This is a genomic window from Halorubrum sp. F4 (genome assembly GCF_027257195.1).
GTDB lineage: Archaea > Halobacteriota > Halobacteria > Halobacteriales > Haloferacaceae > Halorubrum.
On record NZ_JAPDFS010000001.1, the window covers coordinates 518,048 to 534,195 of the forward strand.

13 protein-coding genes and 1 tRNA gene are annotated in these 16,148 nt (G+C 67.7%); 4 read left to right on the forward strand and 10 right to left on the reverse strand.

Annotated features, from left to right (window positions below):
• Nucleotides 1-437 precede the first annotated feature (437 nt).
• Nucleotides 438-512, reverse strand: a tRNA-Arg gene (locus OKW78_RS02665).
• Between the two features lie 270 nt (nt 513-782).
• Here OKW78_RS02665 and OKW78_RS02670 point away from each other — a divergent pair.
• Together OKW78_RS02670 and OKW78_RS02675 are read left to right on the forward strand one after the other, a co-directional pair.
• On the forward strand, nt 783-1,382 hold the full coding sequence (locus OKW78_RS02670; protein WP_281193760.1) for a recombinase RecA: 600 nt from the start codon (nt 783-785) through the stop codon (nt 1,380-1,382).
• A gap of 39 nt (nt 1,383-1,421) precedes the next feature.
• Nucleotides 1,422-1,844 carry a CoA-binding protein gene (locus tag OKW78_RS02675; RefSeq protein ID WP_281193761.1) on the forward strand — a complete coding sequence of 141 codons (423 nt, stop codon included), beginning with the start codon at nt 1,422-1,424 and terminating at the stop codon, nt 1,842-1,844.
• A gap of 60 nt (nt 1,845-1,904) precedes the next feature.
• On the opposite strand, the gene OKW78_RS02680 is transcribed toward OKW78_RS02675, so the two are convergent.
• Complete coding sequence (locus OKW78_RS02680; RefSeq protein ID WP_281193762.1) at nt 1,905-2,885, reverse strand: PLP-dependent cysteine synthase family protein; 981 nt, start codon at nt 2,883-2,885, stop codon at nt 1,905-1,907.
• A gap of 464 nt (nt 2,886-3,349) precedes the next feature.
• On the opposite strand from OKW78_RS02680, the gene thrS reads away from it, so the two are divergent.
• Nucleotides 3,350-5,323: a threonine--tRNA ligase gene (gene thrS, locus OKW78_RS02685; RefSeq protein ID WP_281193763.1), complete on the forward strand. Its 1,974-nt coding sequence runs from the start codon at nt 3,350-3,352 to the stop codon at nt 5,321-5,323.
• A gap of 24 nt (nt 5,324-5,347) precedes the next feature.
• Here the strand turns inward: thrS and OKW78_RS02690 are convergent, their stop codons facing one another.
• Entirely contained in the window at nt 5,348-6,892 is a 1,545-nt protein-coding gene (locus tag OKW78_RS02690) for an ATP-binding protein (RefSeq protein ID WP_281193764.1), read from the reverse strand.
• A 164-nt stretch (nt 6,893-7,056) separates the two neighbouring features.
• On the opposite strand from OKW78_RS02690, the gene OKW78_RS02695 reads away from it, so the two are divergent.
• The gene (locus OKW78_RS02695; RefSeq protein ID WP_281193765.1) at nt 7,057-8,229 is read left to right on the forward strand and encodes an alanine--glyoxylate aminotransferase family protein; all 1,173 of its coding nucleotides are present in this window, start codon (nt 7,057-7,059) and stop codon (nt 8,227-8,229) included.
• A 17-nt stretch (nt 8,230-8,246) separates the two neighbouring features.
• Here OKW78_RS02695 and OKW78_RS02700 read toward each other — a convergent pair whose 3' ends face one another.
• From OKW78_RS02700 to OKW78_RS02730, 7 genes are all read right to left on the reverse strand, one after another.
• Complete coding sequence (locus OKW78_RS02700) at nt 8,247-9,335, reverse strand: hypothetical protein (RefSeq protein ID WP_281193766.1); 1,089 nt, start codon at nt 9,333-9,335, stop codon at nt 8,247-8,249.
• 38 nt (nt 9,336-9,373) lie between these two features.
• Nucleotides 9,374-10,153 (reverse strand): FAD-dependent oxidoreductase, encoded by a 780-nt coding sequence (locus tag OKW78_RS02705; protein WP_281193767.1) that lies wholly within the window; start codon nt 10,151-10,153, stop codon nt 9,374-9,376.
• Entirely contained in the window at nt 10,154-11,437 is a 1,284-nt protein-coding gene (locus OKW78_RS02710; protein ID WP_281193768.1) for an ABC transporter substrate-binding protein, read from the reverse strand.
• A gap of 1 nt (nt 11,438) precedes the next feature.
• Nucleotides 11,439-12,623 carry an ABC transporter substrate-binding protein gene (locus OKW78_RS02715; protein WP_281193769.1) on the reverse strand — a complete coding sequence of 395 codons (1,185 nt, stop codon included), beginning with the start codon at nt 12,621-12,623 and terminating at the stop codon, nt 11,439-11,441.
• 89 nt (nt 12,624-12,712) lie between these two features.
• The gene (locus tag OKW78_RS02720; RefSeq protein ID WP_281193770.1) at nt 12,713-13,618 is read right to left on the reverse strand and encodes an ABC transporter ATP-binding protein; all 906 of its coding nucleotides are present in this window, start codon (nt 13,616-13,618) and stop codon (nt 12,713-12,715) included.
• The gene (locus OKW78_RS02725; RefSeq protein ID WP_281193771.1) at nt 13,618-14,814 is read right to left on the reverse strand and encodes an iron ABC transporter permease; all 1,197 of its coding nucleotides are present in this window, start codon (nt 14,812-14,814) and stop codon (nt 13,618-13,620) included. The genes OKW78_RS02720 and OKW78_RS02725 overlap by 1 nt, the downstream gene beginning before the upstream one ends.
• Nucleotides 14,811-15,860 carry an FAD-dependent monooxygenase gene (locus OKW78_RS02730; RefSeq protein ID WP_281193772.1) on the reverse strand — a complete coding sequence of 350 codons (1,050 nt, stop codon included), beginning with the start codon at nt 15,858-15,860 and terminating at the stop codon, nt 14,811-14,813. The genes OKW78_RS02725 and OKW78_RS02730 overlap by 4 nt, the downstream gene beginning before the upstream one ends.
• Nucleotides 15,861-16,148: the final 288 nt, after the last annotated feature.

The window sequence follows — 16,148 nt, forward strand, 5'->3', positions numbered from 1 at the left end:
TGGAGAGACTAATGGAGATCGCGTCGAGCGAGGTCTTCTGACGGAGCCGAACCCGTAGGGAGGTGGGCCGGTGCGCAGCTGGACGGCTCACCGTTCGGGAATCGTGAGCTCGCTAGGACGTTCGGGACAGTCGAGATCGTGTCCGTACTCGAGGAGACTCGACGAGTTCCGAGTACACCGCTTTCCGCAGAACGGACACCAGAACTCACCCGGGCCGTCGGTAGTGAGGGTGTTCGCGCCGTTCGTCTCGTTGCCGAGACTCACTGCCGATCACCCCGATTTGCGGAGCGAATCGCAAGACGCGGCAGAGCCGTTTTCAAAAACGGGATTGGAACGAACTTTCTAGAGAATTCGATAAACGCTAAAGTCCAGAAATATGCAGTATGATTCCCTCTACGCAGCGAATTATATTTGCGCCGGAGAAGGTTTATTTCAGATGGGCGCTGCAGGATTTGAACCCGCGACAACTTGGTCCGAAGCCAAGCACTCTATCCAGACTGAGCTAAGCGCCCGTACCCATCGATATCCCGCTGATAGTTTTAAGTCCCGCGATCCGGATCGATCGTCGACGTTCAGTTCCAGTATCGCACGCCGTCGATCCTCCGACTGCGGCGGATTCGCCGTCGTCTCGGACGATCCGATCCGCGTCCCCATCGGAGCGGCGACCGATCAAAAAGAATATTATCGGGACTGGAGATGTTTTCCGTAGTCGATGTATCCCGGTCGGAGACGGTCGTCGAACGAGTGGCCCGCGTCCATCCCCCCGCGATCGAGGTACATGCATGTATGATCTGACCCCTCACCTCGACGCGGAGGTGGAACCGGGAACGAGCCTGCTTCTCACCGGACCGCCGCTCACCGGGAAGCGCTCGCTCGCGATGGACGTTCTCGCGGACGGAACCGATCGGGGTGACGGGGCGATCGTCGTCACGACGAAGGACGGTGCCGATCGGGTGTTGAAAGACTACGAGAAGCGGACGCCCTACGAGGGGAAGCCCGTGGCCGTCGTCGACTGCGTCACCCGTCAGCAAGGGTCCGACGTCCGCGACTCCGACCGGATCAAGTACGCCTCATCCCCGGTCGACATGACCGGGATCGGGATCAAGCTCTCGGAGTTCCTCCAGGCGTTCGGCGACCGTGGGATCGACCGAAACCGGGTCATGGTCCACTCGCTGTCGACGCTTCTGATGTACTCGGACCTCCAGACGGTCTTCCGGTTTCTCCACGTGTTCACCGGTCGCGTCCAGAGCGTCAACGGGCTCGGGCTGTTCAGTATCGACTCGACCGCGCACGACGACCAGAGCCTGAACACCCTCAAACAGCTGTTCGACGGGATCGTGACGGTTTCGGAGGACGACGAAGTCGAGATCCGGTTGGCCTGAGCTGCCAAGCTTTACGAGCGTTGCCGACCGAACATGCGCATGCCCATCACTGACGATGCGGGACTCGAGCGTGCGCTCTCGGCCGACACGATCGCCGTGATCGGCTGTTCGACGAACGAGGAGAAGGCCGCCCACAGGATCCCGGCGTACCTCCAGCGACACGGCTACCGGGTGATCCCGGTGAACCCGTTCGCCGACGAGGTGCTCGGCGAGCCCGCCTACGACGAGCTCGCCGACGTGGACGAGGAGGTGGACGTGGTGAACGTGTTCCGGCCGAGCGAGGAGGCACCGGAGATCCTCGAGGCGGTACGCGATCGACACGCCGAACGGGGCGACGCGGGGATCGCGTGGCTCCAGCTCGGGATCAGCCACGACGAGGCGGCCGCCGACGCGGAGGCCGAGGGGATCGACGTGATCCAGGACCGCTGTATGAAGGTCGAGCACGGCCGGCTGCTCGGGTGACGCCGGATCCGGATCGGACGCCGGGCGTCAGCCCGTGAGCGTTGGCGACGGACGGGGGCGTCAGCCCTCCCACTCCGCGAAGTCGCGATAGACCCCCTTCGAGAGGTAGCGTTCCGAGGAGTCGGGGAAGACGGTCACGACGCCGTCGTGAGGGACGTCGATCGCGCCCTCGTGGATGCCCCGGGCGACCCGTTTCGCGGCGAGCGCGTTCGCTGCCGCCGAGGAGGCGACGAGGTGGCCCTCCTCTGCGGCGAGCCGACCCATCTCTTCGTGGACCTCGCAGTCGGGGATCGCGTGGATCTCGTCGACGAGGTCGGGGTCGAACAGCTCGTTCGTCTCGATGTCGTGGGTGCCGATCCCCTCCGTCTTGTACTCCTCGTGATCCACGTCCTCGCCGAAGAACTCGCGGTACGCGGAGCCGGCGGGCTCGACGGCGACGACGTGCGTCCCGGGATCTCGCTCGCGGAAGTAGCGGGCCGTTCCCATGAGGGTACCCGCGGTACCGCAGCCGGCGACGACGGCCCCGACCTCGCCGTCGAGGGCGTCGTCGATCTCCGGAGCGGTCGTCTCGTAGTGTGCCTCCACGTTGAGCGGGTTCGAGAACTGTTGAGGGACGACGGCGTCGTCCAGTTCCTCCGCGATCTCGTGGGCGCGGTCGATGGCGAAGCCCATTCCCTCGTCGGTCGGCGTGTTGATCACGTCCGCGCCGAGCGCCCGCATCAGCTGTTGTTTCTCCACCGAGAAGCGCTCGGGGACGACGAAGACGGCGTTCACTCCGAGCTGCTCGGCGGCCACCGCGATCCCGATCCCGGTGTTGCCGGCGGTCGGCTCGATGACGGTCCCGCCCGGCTCGAGATCCCCGCGCTCGAGCATGCGTTCGAGCATGTACTTCCCGATCCGGTCCTTGATGCTCGCGCCGGGATTGAACGACTCGAGTTTCGCGTACACCGGCACCGCGTCCGGCGAGTCGTGGACCCGGACGATCGGCGTCTCGCCGATCGTCTCCAGCACCGACGGGAGGGGCTCGCGATGGGTGGTCATGTTGGGGCAAGGGTTGCCGGTCGGTTTGTGTGTTTCCATCGCTGGGACGCGTCGTCGACCGACGGGAGGTGTTTTGCGGCGGCGCGTGCCAGCGAGCGCCCTCGGGGCGCGAGCCGGATCGCGCGAGGGAGCAGCGGCCGCGCCGCCGGACCGCTCGGCGGCGCGGCCGGTGCGAGGCTGGGGAGGGGTGAGGCTGGAGAGGGAGAGGTGCGGGTGCGGTCCCGCGAGTGAAACGAACGGGAGTACGGAGGTCGTAGCCCGCACAGCGAAGCGAGCAGGAACGTCTTCCGGTAGTGCGGTCGGGTGCGGTTCAAAGGAACAACCGCGAGGACTCGCGGTTGGGGCTGGACGTGTTCTCCGTGATCACGTCTCCAAACACGTACGGCCGAGCGGCACGAACGGTACCGCGCTACCTCACGGGCCGGTCTCACGTCGACCCGATCCCGGCGGATCGAACAACACTTATGCCGCTCGTCCGGTTTTCCGAGGGTATGAGCGAGACGGACGCGCAGGCCGACGTGACGGTCGTCCTCCCGGACGGGTCAGAGCTCTCCGTGCCGGCCGGATCGACGGTTGAGGACGTCGCCTACGAGATCGGCCCCGGACTCGGCAGCGACACGGTTGCCGGAAAGATCGACGGCGAACTCGTCGAGAAGTACGCCGAGGTCGGGGACGGCGACCGGATCGAGATCGTCACTGAAGGCTCGGACGAGTACCTGACCGTCCTGCGTCACACCGCCGCACACGTCTTCGCACAGGCGCTCCAGCGGCTCCATCCGGAGGCGACGCTCACGATCGGCCCCCCGACCGATGAGGGCTTCTACTACGACGTGACCGACGTCGACCTCGACGAGGACGACCTCGCGGCGATCGAAGCGGAGATGGACGAGATCATCGCGGCCGACTACGACGTCGAGCGCGTCGTCCGTCCTCGCGAGGACGCCTTGGAGATCTACGCCGACAACGAGTACAAACGCCAGATCCTCGAGGAGGAGGCCGACGACGAGGAGGTCACCTTCTACGTCCAGGACGGCTGGCAGGACCTCTGTCGGGGCCCGCACGTGGAGTCGACCGGCGAGGTCGGGGCGGCGGCGCTGCTCGAGGTCTCGGCCGCGTACTGGCGCGGCGACGAGGAGAACGACACGCTGACCCGCGTGTACGGGACGGCGTTCGCCTCGGAGTCGGACCTCGAGGAACACCTCGAGATGCGCGAGCAGGCGAAGGAACGCGACCATCGCAAGATCGGCCAGGAGATGAACCTCTTCTCGATCCCGACGGTGACCGGTCCCGGGCTCCCGCTGTATCACCCGCCGGGCAAGACCGTCCTGAACGAACTCTCCGCGTTCGCGAACGGGCTCAACCGCGGGAACGGTTACGAGGAGGTCGAAACTCCCCACGTGTTCCGGACGGAGCTGTGGAAGCAGTCGGGTCACTACGAGAACTACAAGGACGACATGTTCCTCCTCGACGTCAACGACGAGGAATACGGGCTCAAGCCCATGAACTGTCCGGGCCACGCGACCATCTTCGACCAGCAGTCGTGGTCGTATCGCGAGCTTCCCAAGCGCTACTTCGAGAACGGGAAGGTGTACCGGAAGGAGCAGCGCGGCGAGCTCTCGGGACTCTCGCGGGTCTGGTCGTTCACCATCGACGACGGTCACCTGTTCGTCCGGCCCGACCAGATACGCGCGGAGATCGAGTCCGTCATCTCGATGATCTTCGAAGTCGTCGAGACGCTCGACCTCGAGGTCGAGGTCGCGCTCGCGACCCGGCCCGACAAGTCCGTCGGCGGCGACGAGATATGGGAGTCCGCCGAGGAGCAGCTGCGTGACGTGCTCGAATCGGGCGGCTACGACTACGACGTCGAGCCCGGCGACGGGGCCTTCTACGGCCCGAAGATCGACTTCGGCTTCGAGGACGCGCTCGGTCGCGTCTGGGACGGCCCGACGGTCCAGCTCGATTTCAACATGCCCGAGCGGTTCGGGCTGACCTACACCGGTGAGGACAACGAGGAACACCGCCCGGTGATGATCCACCGGGCCCTGTACGGGAGCTACGAGCGCTTCTTCATGGTGCTCATCGAGCACTTCGACGGGAACTTCCCCCTCTGGCTCGCGCCCGAACAGGTCCGGATCCTCCCCGTCTCCGACGAGACGCTGGGGTACGCTCATCGCGTGAAGAACGCGCTCGCGGACGCCGGGATCCGCGTCGAGGTCGAAGACCGCGACTGGACGGTCGGCCGCAAGATCCGGCAGGGACACGACGACCGGCTCCCGTACATGGTGATCGTCGGCGACGACGAGCAGGAGGCGGGCACCGTCTCCGTTCGCGACCGCTTCGAGAACCAGCGCGGCGACGTCGACCTCGACGACTTCGTCGACCACCTGGTCGAGGAGTACGAGGAGAAACGCGTCGAACCCGACTTCATCGACGAGTAGCCGCCGTCGAGCCGAACCGGCCGATCAGTCGTCGCTCGGTGACGGATTCTCGACGAACTCGACGCCCGCGAACTCGAAGCGTGCGCCGCCCTCGAGACCCTCGGTCACCGTCACGTCCCAGCCGTGCGCGGACGCGATCTCCGCGACGATAGCGAGCCCGAACCCGGTTCCCTCCTCGTTCGTCGTGTGTCCCATCTCGAACACCCGATCGCGCTCCGACTCGGGGATCCCGGGGCCGTCGTCGGCGACGTAGAACCCCGATCCGTCCGCGAGGACCCCGACCCGGACGGTCACGTCGGTCCCGCCGTGCTCGACGGCGTTCCGAAACAGGTTCTCGAGGAGTTGGCGGAGCCGCGAGCCGTCCGCGCGGATCGAGTCGCCGTCGAGGTCGACGACCGACTCGGCGTCCGCGGTCTCGACGGTCGCCCACGCGTCGCGGGCCGTCTCGGCGAGGTCGACGTCGGTCAGTTCCTCGACGCTCACGCCGTCCCGTGCGAGCGTCAGCAGGTCCTCGATGAGCGCTTCCATCCGCGAGAGCGACCGATCGACCGGTTCCAGGTGGTCGCTGTCGCACTCCGCCGCGAGCAGGTCGAGGTGGCCGGTCGCGGTGTTCAGCGGGTTCCGGAGGTCGTGGCTGACGACGCTCGCGAACTCCTCGAGCCGGTCGCGCTCCCGCCGAAGCTGTGACTTCGCCTGCCGGCGCTCGAACTCGTAGCTTACCCAGCGGGTCAGTAGCTCGACGAACGTCCGCTGGAGGTCGGTGAACGGGTCCTCGCGGGCGGCCGTGTCGGCGAAACAGAGGGTGCCGTACAGCTCGCCGTCGACCTCGACGCGACCCCCGACGTAGGTCCCGAGCCCGAACCGCTCGTAGGCCGGCTCGCCCTCCCATCCCTCCGCCGCCGCGTCGACGACGGTCAACAGGTGGTCGAGCTCGACGGTCCGCTTACAGTAGGCCTCGTCGAGCGGACAGCTCTCGCCCGGCTGGAGGCCCGGATGGGTCGCGTGGGCCGCCTCGATGTGTTGTGTTCCCGCTTCGATGTGGGTGAGGAAGCCGTTCGGCACGTCGAGGTACTCACAGCCCAACTCCAGCATGGCCTCGAGTTTCGCCTCGAGGGAACGGTCGCGGTCGGACGAGACGGCGTAGAGTCGCTGGATCGCACGAAGGCTTCGTTCCTGTCGGCGCTCGATCCCCCGCCGGTCGGTGGTGTCGCGCAAGTGTATCGAGAGCCCGGTGTCGGACGGAAACATCCGCACGTCGAACCACGCCCCGAGCGGCTCGTAGTACGCGTCGAAGGCGGTCTGCTCCTGACTCTCCATCGCCTCGTGATACCGGTCGTAGAAGTCCGTGTCGACCGCATCGGGGATCGCCTCCCACAGATGGAGTCCCTCGATCCCGTCGACGGACGCCAGGACGTCGTCGTCGATCGCCTCTCGAAGGATCTCGGCCCCGGTCTCGTTCGCGTACGTGATCTTCCAGTCGGCATCGACGGCGAAGAACCCGTCCGCCATCCGGTCGAGGATCGTCTCGAGATCGGCCGCGGACGTCGAGACGAACGGCGGATCGCTCATACGATCGGGAGGACACCCGACCACTTCACTTGCCGGGGTCGATCCACCCCTTCCGCCGGGACGATGGACACAGATCCATCCCGACACGGGCTGACCGGTACCTCGCAGCTCGCGCCGACCGTGTTTCCGTCGCGTTTTTTACGTCCGCCACGAGAACGCCCTGTATGTCCGATCGATCGTTGGAGACTGTCGCGGACGACGAAGCGCCCGAATTCGGGGAACTCTCGCCGCCGAACCGGACCCTGATGGGACCGGGACCGAGCGAGGTCCACCCGCGAGTGCTGCGCGGGATGAGCACGCCGCTCGTGGGACACCTCGATCCCTCGTTCATCGAGATCATGAACGAAGTCCAGGAGCTGTTGCGGTACACGTTCCGAACCGACAACCAGTGGACGATCCCCGTCTCGGGAACCGGGTCGGCGTCGATGGAGGCGGCGATCGGCAACCTCGTCGAACCCGGCGACACGATGCTCGTCCCGACGAACGGCTACTTCGGCGGACGGATGGCCTCGATGGCCGAACGTGCCGGCGGCGAGGTCGTCGAGGTCGACGCGCCGTGGGGCGAGCCGCTCGACCCCGCCGACGTCGAGGCCGCTTTCGACGAGCACCAGCCGGACGTGTTCGGGTTCGTCCACGCGGAGACGTCGACCGGGGTCCTCCAGCCCGGGGTGCCGGAGCTGACCGACATCGCACACGCCCACGACGCGTACGTGATCGCCGACTGCGTCACGTCGCTCGGCGGCGTCGAGATGCGCGTCGACGAGTGGGACGTCGACGTGGCCTACTCCGGTCCCCAGAAGTGTCTCTCGTGTCCACCGGGCGCGAGCCCGCTCACGCTCAACGACCGGGCGATGGACAAGGTGCTCGGCCGCGAGGAGCAGCCACGCTCGTGGTACCTCGATCTCTCGCTTTTAGAGGGGTACTGGGGTGACGATCGGGCGTATCACCACACCGCACCGATCACCAACGTGTACGCGATCCGCGAGGCGCTCCGGCTCGTCGCCGAGGAAGGCATCGAGAACCGGTGGGAGCGCCACCGTGCGGTCGCCGGCGACCTCAAGAGTGGGCTCCAGGAACTCGGGCTGGAGATGAACGCGCCCGACGAGTACTGGCTGCCCAGCCTCAACGCGGTCCGGGTGCCCGACGGGATCGACGACGCCGCGGTCATCGACCACCTCCTCGACGAGTACGACCTCGAGATCGCCTCGGGGCTCGGCGATCTCGCGGGCGACATCTGGCGGATCGGCTGTATGGGCTACTCGGCGCGCCCCCAGAACGTCGAGTTCCTGCTGGCGGCGCTCGAGGACGCGCTCGCCGAACAGGGATTCGAGGGATAGCCACCGGTCCGAGTCGGTCACGGCTCGGATGAACCGATCGAAGCGACCGCCAGGCCCTGCGGGTCGGCGTCAGCGTCGCCGTCGCCGTCGTCGGCGAACTCCACACGTACCGTCCATCCGCCGTCGGTCGGCTCGACCCGAATTCCGGTAGGCCGGCGCTCCGGAGCACGCCGAAGGAACTCGACGACGATCGGCAACACCGGCAGCGACCCGTTCCGCGCCGAAAGCGCGTAACCGGAGATCCGGGCGGTCTCAACGGATCCCTCGATCCCGGTGTCGAGATCGAGACTCGCCGGAGGCGTCGAAACGTGAGTGAATCCCTCGAGGATCCCGTCCTCGCGGAGGCCCTCGAGGGTCGAGGAGAACCGGGTGACTTCGCCGTCATCGTCGTCATGGTCCACCGCGAGATCGTCGTCGGGTCCCGCGACTCCGTCGTCGACGTCGAACGGGTCGATCGACGGGTCCTCGAGACGGACCGCGGCCCGGGAGAGGACCTCGAGTTGGTCCGCGGCCGCGAGTCGGTCTTCGAGTTCCGCCGCCATCCCCTCGAGCAGGCAGAGACAGAGGTCGTCGGGGTCCGGCACGCTCTCGGCGAGTCCGAAGTAGCGGTCCAGTACCGCGGTCTCGACGTCGCGCCAGCCGCCCTCGGAGAGCGCCTCGAAGACCGCGGCCGCGATGCGGTGACAGCGCTCCACCAGCCGCCGCCGTCGTTCGTTCCGGCGAGCCGGACCGTTGATCACCGGTTCCGAGAGGGTCCAGCGTTCCTCGTCGACGGCGTTCCCCTCGTTCTCGTCGTCTCCGCCGGTCCCGCCAGGGTACGACGCGTGCCGGAGCGCGTTCCGCCCGGAGGGGCGTCTAGAACGATCACACAGCTGACAGACGATGACGTCGTATCGCGGGACGGCGGGGTCGTACCGACGGAGCGCGGCCCGGTACTGCTCGGTCGCACGCGCGGCGGCCCGCGCCGTGGCCCGGTCCCCGAACCGGAGTCCAGCTGCGGGAACCGGACGGTCGCCGTAGCGCGCGCAGACGAGGTAGTAGTCGCCCTCCTCGTCGGCGAGCCGTTCGATGTGGTCGCGGACCTCCTCGAGCGTGGTGCCGATCATTCGTCCTCCGTCGAACGGGCGGACGCTCTCCACACCGGTCAGTCCTCGCGGAGGCTCGGGTGCGTCTCCTGGTCGTCGGGGTGCGGTTCCGCGAAGCGCTCCCGCGCGGTCTCGAGCGACTCGGCCTCACGTCGCCGACGCTCCTCGTCGTCCATCTCCTCACACCCCGGCGGGATCGGCCGGCCGCGATCGGAGAAGTACCCATCCGGGGCGACCCAGTCGTGGTAGAACGGCCGGTCGTCGTCCTCCAACAGCGTGACCGCCACCTCGGCGCCGTGGCCGGCACACACCGCCGCCTGGTGCGGCTTCTCCGCGAGGCGTCCCGCCGCATACAGCCCCTCGACGCCGGTCCGTCCGCGCTCGTCCGTGTCGACGAACGTCTTCCCGCGGTCGATGAGGCCGACGCCGTCGACGTCCTCGAGGTAGCCGGTCGCGTTTTTCGTCGCCGCGACGACGTATCGCGTCCGGACCCGGTCGTCGTCGTCAGTCGTGATCGCGAATCGAGGCCCGCTCGAAGCGGAGTCGTCCGGCTCATCCGAACTCCCGGGGTCGTCGACATCGACGACCGCGATTCGAGTGACTCGAGCGGTCGTCCGGGCCGCGCCGGCGTTCTCCGCCTGTTCGCCGAGCAGGTCGAGCAGGCGGCGCGCGTTGACGCCGACGGGGAACCCGGGGAAGTTCTCCAGGTGGGCGTTCCGGCGAAGGATCGAGCCGCCGGAGTCGACGACGAGCGTGTCGAGCCCGTGACGGGCCGTGAAGACGGCCGCCGAGAGTCCGGCGGGACCGCCCCCGACGACGACGACGTCGCGGTCGGACATCTACAGGTCACCCGCGACGGCGTCGCTGACTCGCTCACGGTCGAACAGGCGTTCCGCCTCGGAGAACTCGGGATAGCCGTCGCCGTCCTCGTAGCGGGGCCACTCGCCGAACGTCTCTGGATGGAGCTGTTTCGCGGTCATCTCGATCTGGAACAGGTTCATGATCGGTCCCTGGTACCGCATGCCCTGCGCGTGGAGGCGGTCGTTCCGCACCGCGGTCAGGTCCGCGCCGACGGGGTGCTCCCGGAGCGTCGATCGGAACTCCGTCATGCTCCGCGAGGGCGTGAACCCCCAGAGGTGGAGGATTACGTCCGGGTCGGCCTCCGCCATCGCCTCGAAGTCGACCTCGCCCCAGAGACCGCCCCACTCCTCCTCGGCGAAGGCGTCGATCGCGCCGAGCGGCCGGGTGTCCGCGAGCCAGTATCCCGGCTCGTTCAGGTGGTAGGTGTAGAAGGACTCGCCGTCGGCCGCCAGCGAGACGCGCACCGCGGTCGGGCGTTCGTCCTCCGGCGGGAGGTCGCTCCGGATCGTCTCGAGGAGGTCCTCGTGGACCGCGGCGAGCGCCTCGTAGCGGGCGCGTTCGTCGAAGACGTCGGCGACGCCGCCGAACACCTCCCACAGGTCGTAGTACTCGTAGTCGTCGTACCCTGACGGGGGGGCGGCCCGCGTCCCGCTGTAGAAGTTCCCGAACCACGGCGCGACCCGCGATCCGACCTCCTCGACGTCGCTTCGGTCCCAGTTCTCCTGTGTCGACGCCCACGCGGGGTCCGCGAGGTGGACGTCCGCGTCGAGTTCGTAGAGCCGCTCCTTCGCGAGTCCCTCGCTCAGCGGGTCGAAGAGGTCCTCCCACTCGAAGGAGACGTCCTCCAGGTCGCCGTAGTAGCGGTTCATCGTCGTTCCCGACATCTCGGGGACGTAGACGGACGTGACCGCGTCGCCGTGACCCAGCGCCACCGCCATGTCGGCGTACCCCGTGAAGACGGTGAAGACGCGTTCGGGAACCGAATCGAACTCGACGGTGCCCATCGGCGAGAGCGTCGCGGCGTGTCCCGCGCCGTCTCCCTCCGTCTCCGCGGAGCCGTCCGCGCCGTCGTCGGTCCCTCCCTCCGTCGAGGACGAAGCGTCCCCGGACGGATCCGCCGTCGACTCGCCGCCCGTACAGCCGGCGATCAACCCGCCGAGGGCGACCGAACCGCCGTACGTGATCGCGTCCCGCCGCGTCGGTCCGTCGATCGCGTCGGGATCGGTCGGATCCGCGTCGTATCCGTCGTGTGTATCGTTCATATCAGAACTCCCCGTTGATCGCGTCCGCGACGCGCTCCCGGTCGAACAGGCGTTCCGTCTCCGGGATCTCCGGATACGGCCCCTCCTCGTAACGGGGCCACTCGCCGAACGCCTTCGGATAGAGCTGTTTCGCGGTCATCTCCAGTTGGAAGAGGTTGAGGATCGGCCCCTGATATCGGGCACCCTGCGGATGGATGCGATCGTTTTCCACCGCAGTGACCTCCGAACCGACCGGGTCCTCCTCGAAGGCGGTCCGCCGGCCGGCCATGTCCGTTCCCGGCTCCATGCCACCGAGGTAGAGGATCACGTCGGGATCGGCCTCGAGTATCGTCTCGAAGTCGACGACGGTGCCGGACTCGATGCTCCCCTCGAACGCGTCTCGCGGGCCGAGCGGGCGCGTGTGCGACGTGAGGAAGCCGGGGTTGCTCAGCGTGTACGCGTAGATCTCCTCGATGTCGGCGGCGGCGATCATGACCACGGTCGGCCGCTCTCCTTCCGGCGGAAGCCGCGACTCGATCGTCGACAGGAGCTCCTCGTGGACGCTCGCGAGTGCCTCGTACCGCTCGGGCTCGTCGAAGGCCTCGGCGACGAGTTCGAACTGGTCCCAGAGACCGTAGTACTCGTAGCCGTCGGCCCACTCCGGCGTCGGCTCCTGGTGGCGGTCGCTGAGGGAGTTGCCGAACCACGGCGAGACCTTCTCGGAGATCTCGTCGATGTCCGCCCGGTCCCAGGCGTCGAGCTGCGTGATCCATGCGGGGTCCGCGAGGTGGACGTCGCTGTCGAGCTCGTATAACTTCTCCTTGTCCGGCTCCCACGAGGAGTAGCGTCCCGACCAGTCGAGCGAGACGCCCGGAAGACGCTCGACGAACTGGTTCCAGAGTCCATCGTAGTAGTCGGGCGCGTGCATCGCGGTGATCCCGTCACCCCGTCCCAGCGCGAACGCCATGTCGGCGTGGTGGGTGAGTCGCGTGAACACCGTCTCCGGCGGCGACTCGAACGTCACCTCGCCAACCGGCGAGATGGACGCCGTGTAGCTCTCGTCGCCGGCGTCGTCCGTCGCGGAGCCGGCCGGATCTGACTCGGCGTCGGTACAGCCGGCGAGCAGGCCGCCGAGAGCGACCGCGCCGCCGTACTTCGCGACCGCTCTGCGGGTCGGTTCCCCGGCTACCGCGTCCTCTTTGGGCATACTTTTAGGCCATCCTAAACAAATTTAACCGTTCCGATCTTTAGGCCAGCCTAAAACAATCGACACGACCGCCCGCGCGAACAGCCCGATCAATCCGCGTGACGCGCGCTGAGCGGGGTCACCCGCGGCCCGCGGTCGGTGGAGACGACCTCGGCGTCGACCCGGAAGACGTCCGCGAGGAGATCCTCGGTGACGACCTCCTCCGGCGGACCGCGAGCGCGGATCTCGCCGTCCTTGAGCGCGACCATGCGGTCGGCGAGCCGCGCGGCCTGCTCGATGTCGTGGAGGACGACGACCACCGTGACCTCGCTCTCGTCGCGCAGGGTCTCGATGATCTCCATCACCTCCATCTGGTGGTGGAGATCGAGGAACGTCGTGGGCTCGTCCAGGAGCAGCACGTCGGTGTCCTGTGCGAGCACCATCGCGATCCACGCCAACTGTTTCTGTCCGCCGCTGAGGCTGCCCACTTCCCGGTCACGCAGGTGGCCACAGCCGGCCAGGTCGATGGCGCGCTCGACCGCTCTCGCGTCCTCCGTCGTCGTCCGCTCGAAGAAGCCCCGATGCGGATACCGCCCGTGATACACCAGGTCCTCGACCGTGATGCCGTTCGGCGGGGTGCTCTCCTGTGAGAGCAGTCCCAGCTTCCGCGCGAGCGCCTTCGTGTCCATCGAGTGAACGTCGCGTCCGTCGAGCAGCACCGACCCGTCCTCGGGTTCCAACTGGTTCGCGAGGGCCTTCAGGAGGGTGCTCTTGCCCGACCCGTTCGGGCCGACGAGCGCGGTGACCGCCCCGGGCGCCGCGGCGATCGACTCGCCGTCGACGACCGGCTCCTCGGCGTTCGGATACCCCAACACGAGGTCCTCGCCGCCGAGGACGCTCGCGTCGTCTGCCGCGGCGTCGGGACGTTTCGCGGTCGCCGAGCCCGCCGTTCCGTTCGCTCCGTCGGTTCCATCCGTTTCGTCCGGTGGCGTCCGTTCGAGTCCGTCGGTCGACATCAGATCTCACCCATGTGTTGTTGTTTCCGCATCAAGTACAGGAAGTACGGCCCCCCGACCAGCCCCGTCACGATCCCGACCGGGATCTGTGCGTCCGCCCCCGTGATCACGCTCATTCCGAGCCGTGCGCCGACGTCGGCACCGACCATCAGCGCCGGGCCGACGAACAGGCAGCCGACGATCAACCGCTTGTAGTCGCTGCCGACGAGGTTCCGAACCACGTGGGGGACGATGAGGCCGACGAAGCCGACGATCCCCGCCACGGCGATGCTGGCGGCCGCCGCGAGGACCGCGACGCCCGACAGCGCGAACCGGACCTTCTCGATCGACATTCCGAGGGCCTTCGCGGTCCCCTCGCCGAGCAACAGGAGGTTCAACTGCCGCGAGCCCGCGATGGAGAGCGCCACCGCGACGAGCGTCCACGGCAGCGCCAGCCGGACCTGTTCCCAGTCGGTTCCGGTGAGCGACCCCGTGGTCCACGCGATCGCCGATTGGACGACGCCGATGTCGTCGGCGAAGAAGAAAAGCGCCGTCTGCAGCGAGCTGAAGACGGTCCCGACGATCACGCCCGCGAGCACGAGTCTAACGGGACTGGTCCCGTTCTTCCAGGCGATCGCGTACACGATCAGGAAGGCGACCGATCCGCCGAGCGCCGCGATGAGCGGGAGGAACGCCGAGAGGCTGCCGAAGACGACGAGCGTCAGCAGGATGGTCAGCCCCGCGCCCGAGGAGACGCCGAGGATGAACGGGCTCGCCAGCTCGTTTCGCGTCACCGCCTGGAAGATCGCCCCGGAGACCGCGAGGTTCGCGCCGACGAGGATCCCGACGACCACCCGCGGCAGCCGGATGTTCCAGACGATGAGCGTCTCGCGGGTCAACTGGGGAAGCTCGCCGCCGAATCCGGTTATCGTCCGCATCAGCTCCTCCCCGACGAGGAAGTTGAGCAGCCATCGCGGATCGAGGAGGACGGCGGGATCGAGGACCGCGCGCCACGCCTGACCGACCGTCATCGAGTAGGCGCCGAAGCTCACCTGAACGAGCCCGGCCGCGACGATCACCGAGAGGCTGCCGACCGCGACGGCGACCAACTTCGCGTCGAACAGCCACCCGATCGGGCTCCGGTCGGTCGGTCGTGGTCTCGCGGCCCCTCCCTCCGCGGTCGACTCGCCGCCGACCGTCGACCCTTCGCCGCTCATCGGGCGTCGCCCCCGACGGTTTCCGAGACGTCCTCCCGATCGACGTCGCTCGTCCCTTCGGCCACGTACTCGGCGATCGCCCCGTCGTCCAGCGCGTCGAGCAGCGCGTCGGCGTCATGGGCGTCGACGACCGCGCTCGGGTCCAGTCGTTCGGCCACGGCCCGCTGGCCGGCCGCCGCCCGCGACTCGATGTCCTCGGCATCGACGTACGCCGAGAGGGCGTCGTCGACGGCCGCCTCGCGGACCCGTGCGAACCGATCCGAACCCGGATCGGCCGGCGCGTCGGCGTGGTGTGTATCGAACCACTCGCGCCAGCGCTCGCGGTCGGTCCACTCGTCGTCGAGTTCGGCCTCACGACGGGTCCAGTCGACGCCCTCCGCCGCCGCGGGCCACCAGCCGTCGTCGATCCGGGCGTCGGCGACGACCCGCTTGCCGACGCGGGCTCCGCGCGCGGCCGCCGTGATGGCCTGTCGATCCGCCTCCGACGGGGTGGCGACGTAGAGCCCGCCGATCGGCGTCGTTCCGTCCCGGTCGGCGTACTCACGGTCGAAGTGCTCCGTCGTCTCCCCGTGGTGTTCGCGGGTCTCGAACATCGCGTCGTCGTCGAGCCCGCGGAGGTACTCGCCGCCGTACCGTGTGGCCGCGACGACTCGACGGGCAGTGACGGGCTCGCCGTCCTGGAGCGTGACGCGGAAGCCCGCATCGGCACCGGGGGTACCGGAGTCGTCGAGGCGGTCCGAGTCGGCGTCGAGATCCTCGGAGCCGCCCTCGGAGGGGTTCCACCGCTCGACCGACTCGACGAGGTCCGGGACGACCGTACAGCCCGCCCGTCGGAGATGGTCGTGCGTGAGGTCGGAGAACGTCCCGACGTCGATCCCCGCCGGGAACCCGAGGAAGTTCTCCAGGTGCGCACAGCGGGCGATCGACGACCGACCACGATCGAGGACCGTCACGTTCAGCCCCCCACGAGCGAGGAAGACGCCGGCCGACGCGCCGGCCGGGCCACCGCCGACCACGACGACGTCGCGGTCGAACGGCTCGGTCACGTCCCACCTCCGCTCACGGATCCCTCGCGATCGAACGGTTCCCCGTCGGTGTGGGTCGGCATATGTTTTAGGCTTCCCTAAAGAAGTAAATCGCTTTCGGATCTTAGGCCTCCCGAAACCGGTCGCTGCCGTGGGCCACGTCGCGTTCGATCGATCCTCGACCGTACCGAACCGGTGAAGACGAACACGTATCGAACGTTACATTTCTGGACGAGTGCCGGATCTCTACGCGTCGAGATCGATGTGGACCGAGTTTTAGGCCGTGCGAAAAGTGTATACATGTTGATA

What these genes read in the sequence shown, in the direction of transcription:
- thrS (WP_281193763.1), top strand. Translation starts at nt 3,350, where the DNA reads ATGCCGCTCGTCCGGTTTTCCGAGGGTATGAGCGAGACGGACGCGCAG.
- OKW78_RS02715 (WP_281193769.1), bottom strand. Translation starts at nt 12,623, where the DNA reads ATGCCCAAAGAGGACGCGGTAGCCGGGGAACCGACCCGCAGAGCGGTC.
- OKW78_RS02705 (WP_281193767.1), bottom strand. Translation starts at nt 10,153, where the DNA reads ATGTCCGACCGCGACGTCGTCGTCGTCGGGGGCGGTCCCGCCGGACTC.
- OKW78_RS02710 (WP_281193768.1), bottom strand. Translation starts at nt 11,437, where the DNA reads ATGAACGATACACACGACGGATACGACGCGGATCCGACCGATCCCGAC.
- OKW78_RS02690 (WP_281193764.1), bottom strand. Translation starts at nt 6,892, where the DNA reads ATGAGCGATCCGCCGTTCGTCTCGACGTCCGCGGCCGATCTCGAGACG.
- OKW78_RS02695 (WP_281193765.1), top strand. Translation starts at nt 7,057, where the DNA reads ATGTCCGATCGATCGTTGGAGACTGTCGCGGACGACGAAGCGCCCGAA.
- OKW78_RS02725 (WP_281193771.1), bottom strand. Translation starts at nt 14,814, where the DNA reads ATGAGCGGCGAAGGGTCGACGGTCGGCGGCGAGTCGACCGCGGAGGGA.
- OKW78_RS02680 (WP_281193762.1), bottom strand. Translation starts at nt 2,885, where the DNA reads ATGACCACCCATCGCGAGCCCCTCCCGTCGGTGCTGGAGACGATCGGC.
- OKW78_RS02675 (WP_281193761.1), top strand. Translation starts at nt 1,422, where the DNA reads ATGCCCATCACTGACGATGCGGGACTCGAGCGTGCGCTCTCGGCCGAC.
- OKW78_RS02670 (WP_281193760.1), top strand. Translation starts at nt 783, where the DNA reads ATGTATGATCTGACCCCTCACCTCGACGCGGAGGTGGAACCGGGAACG.
- OKW78_RS02700 (WP_281193766.1), bottom strand. Translation starts at nt 9,335, where the DNA reads ATGATCGGCACCACGCTCGAGGAGGTCCGCGACCACATCGAACGGCTC.
- OKW78_RS02720 (WP_281193770.1), bottom strand. Translation starts at nt 13,618, where the DNA reads ATGTCGACCGACGGACTCGAACGGACGCCACCGGACGAAACGGATGGA.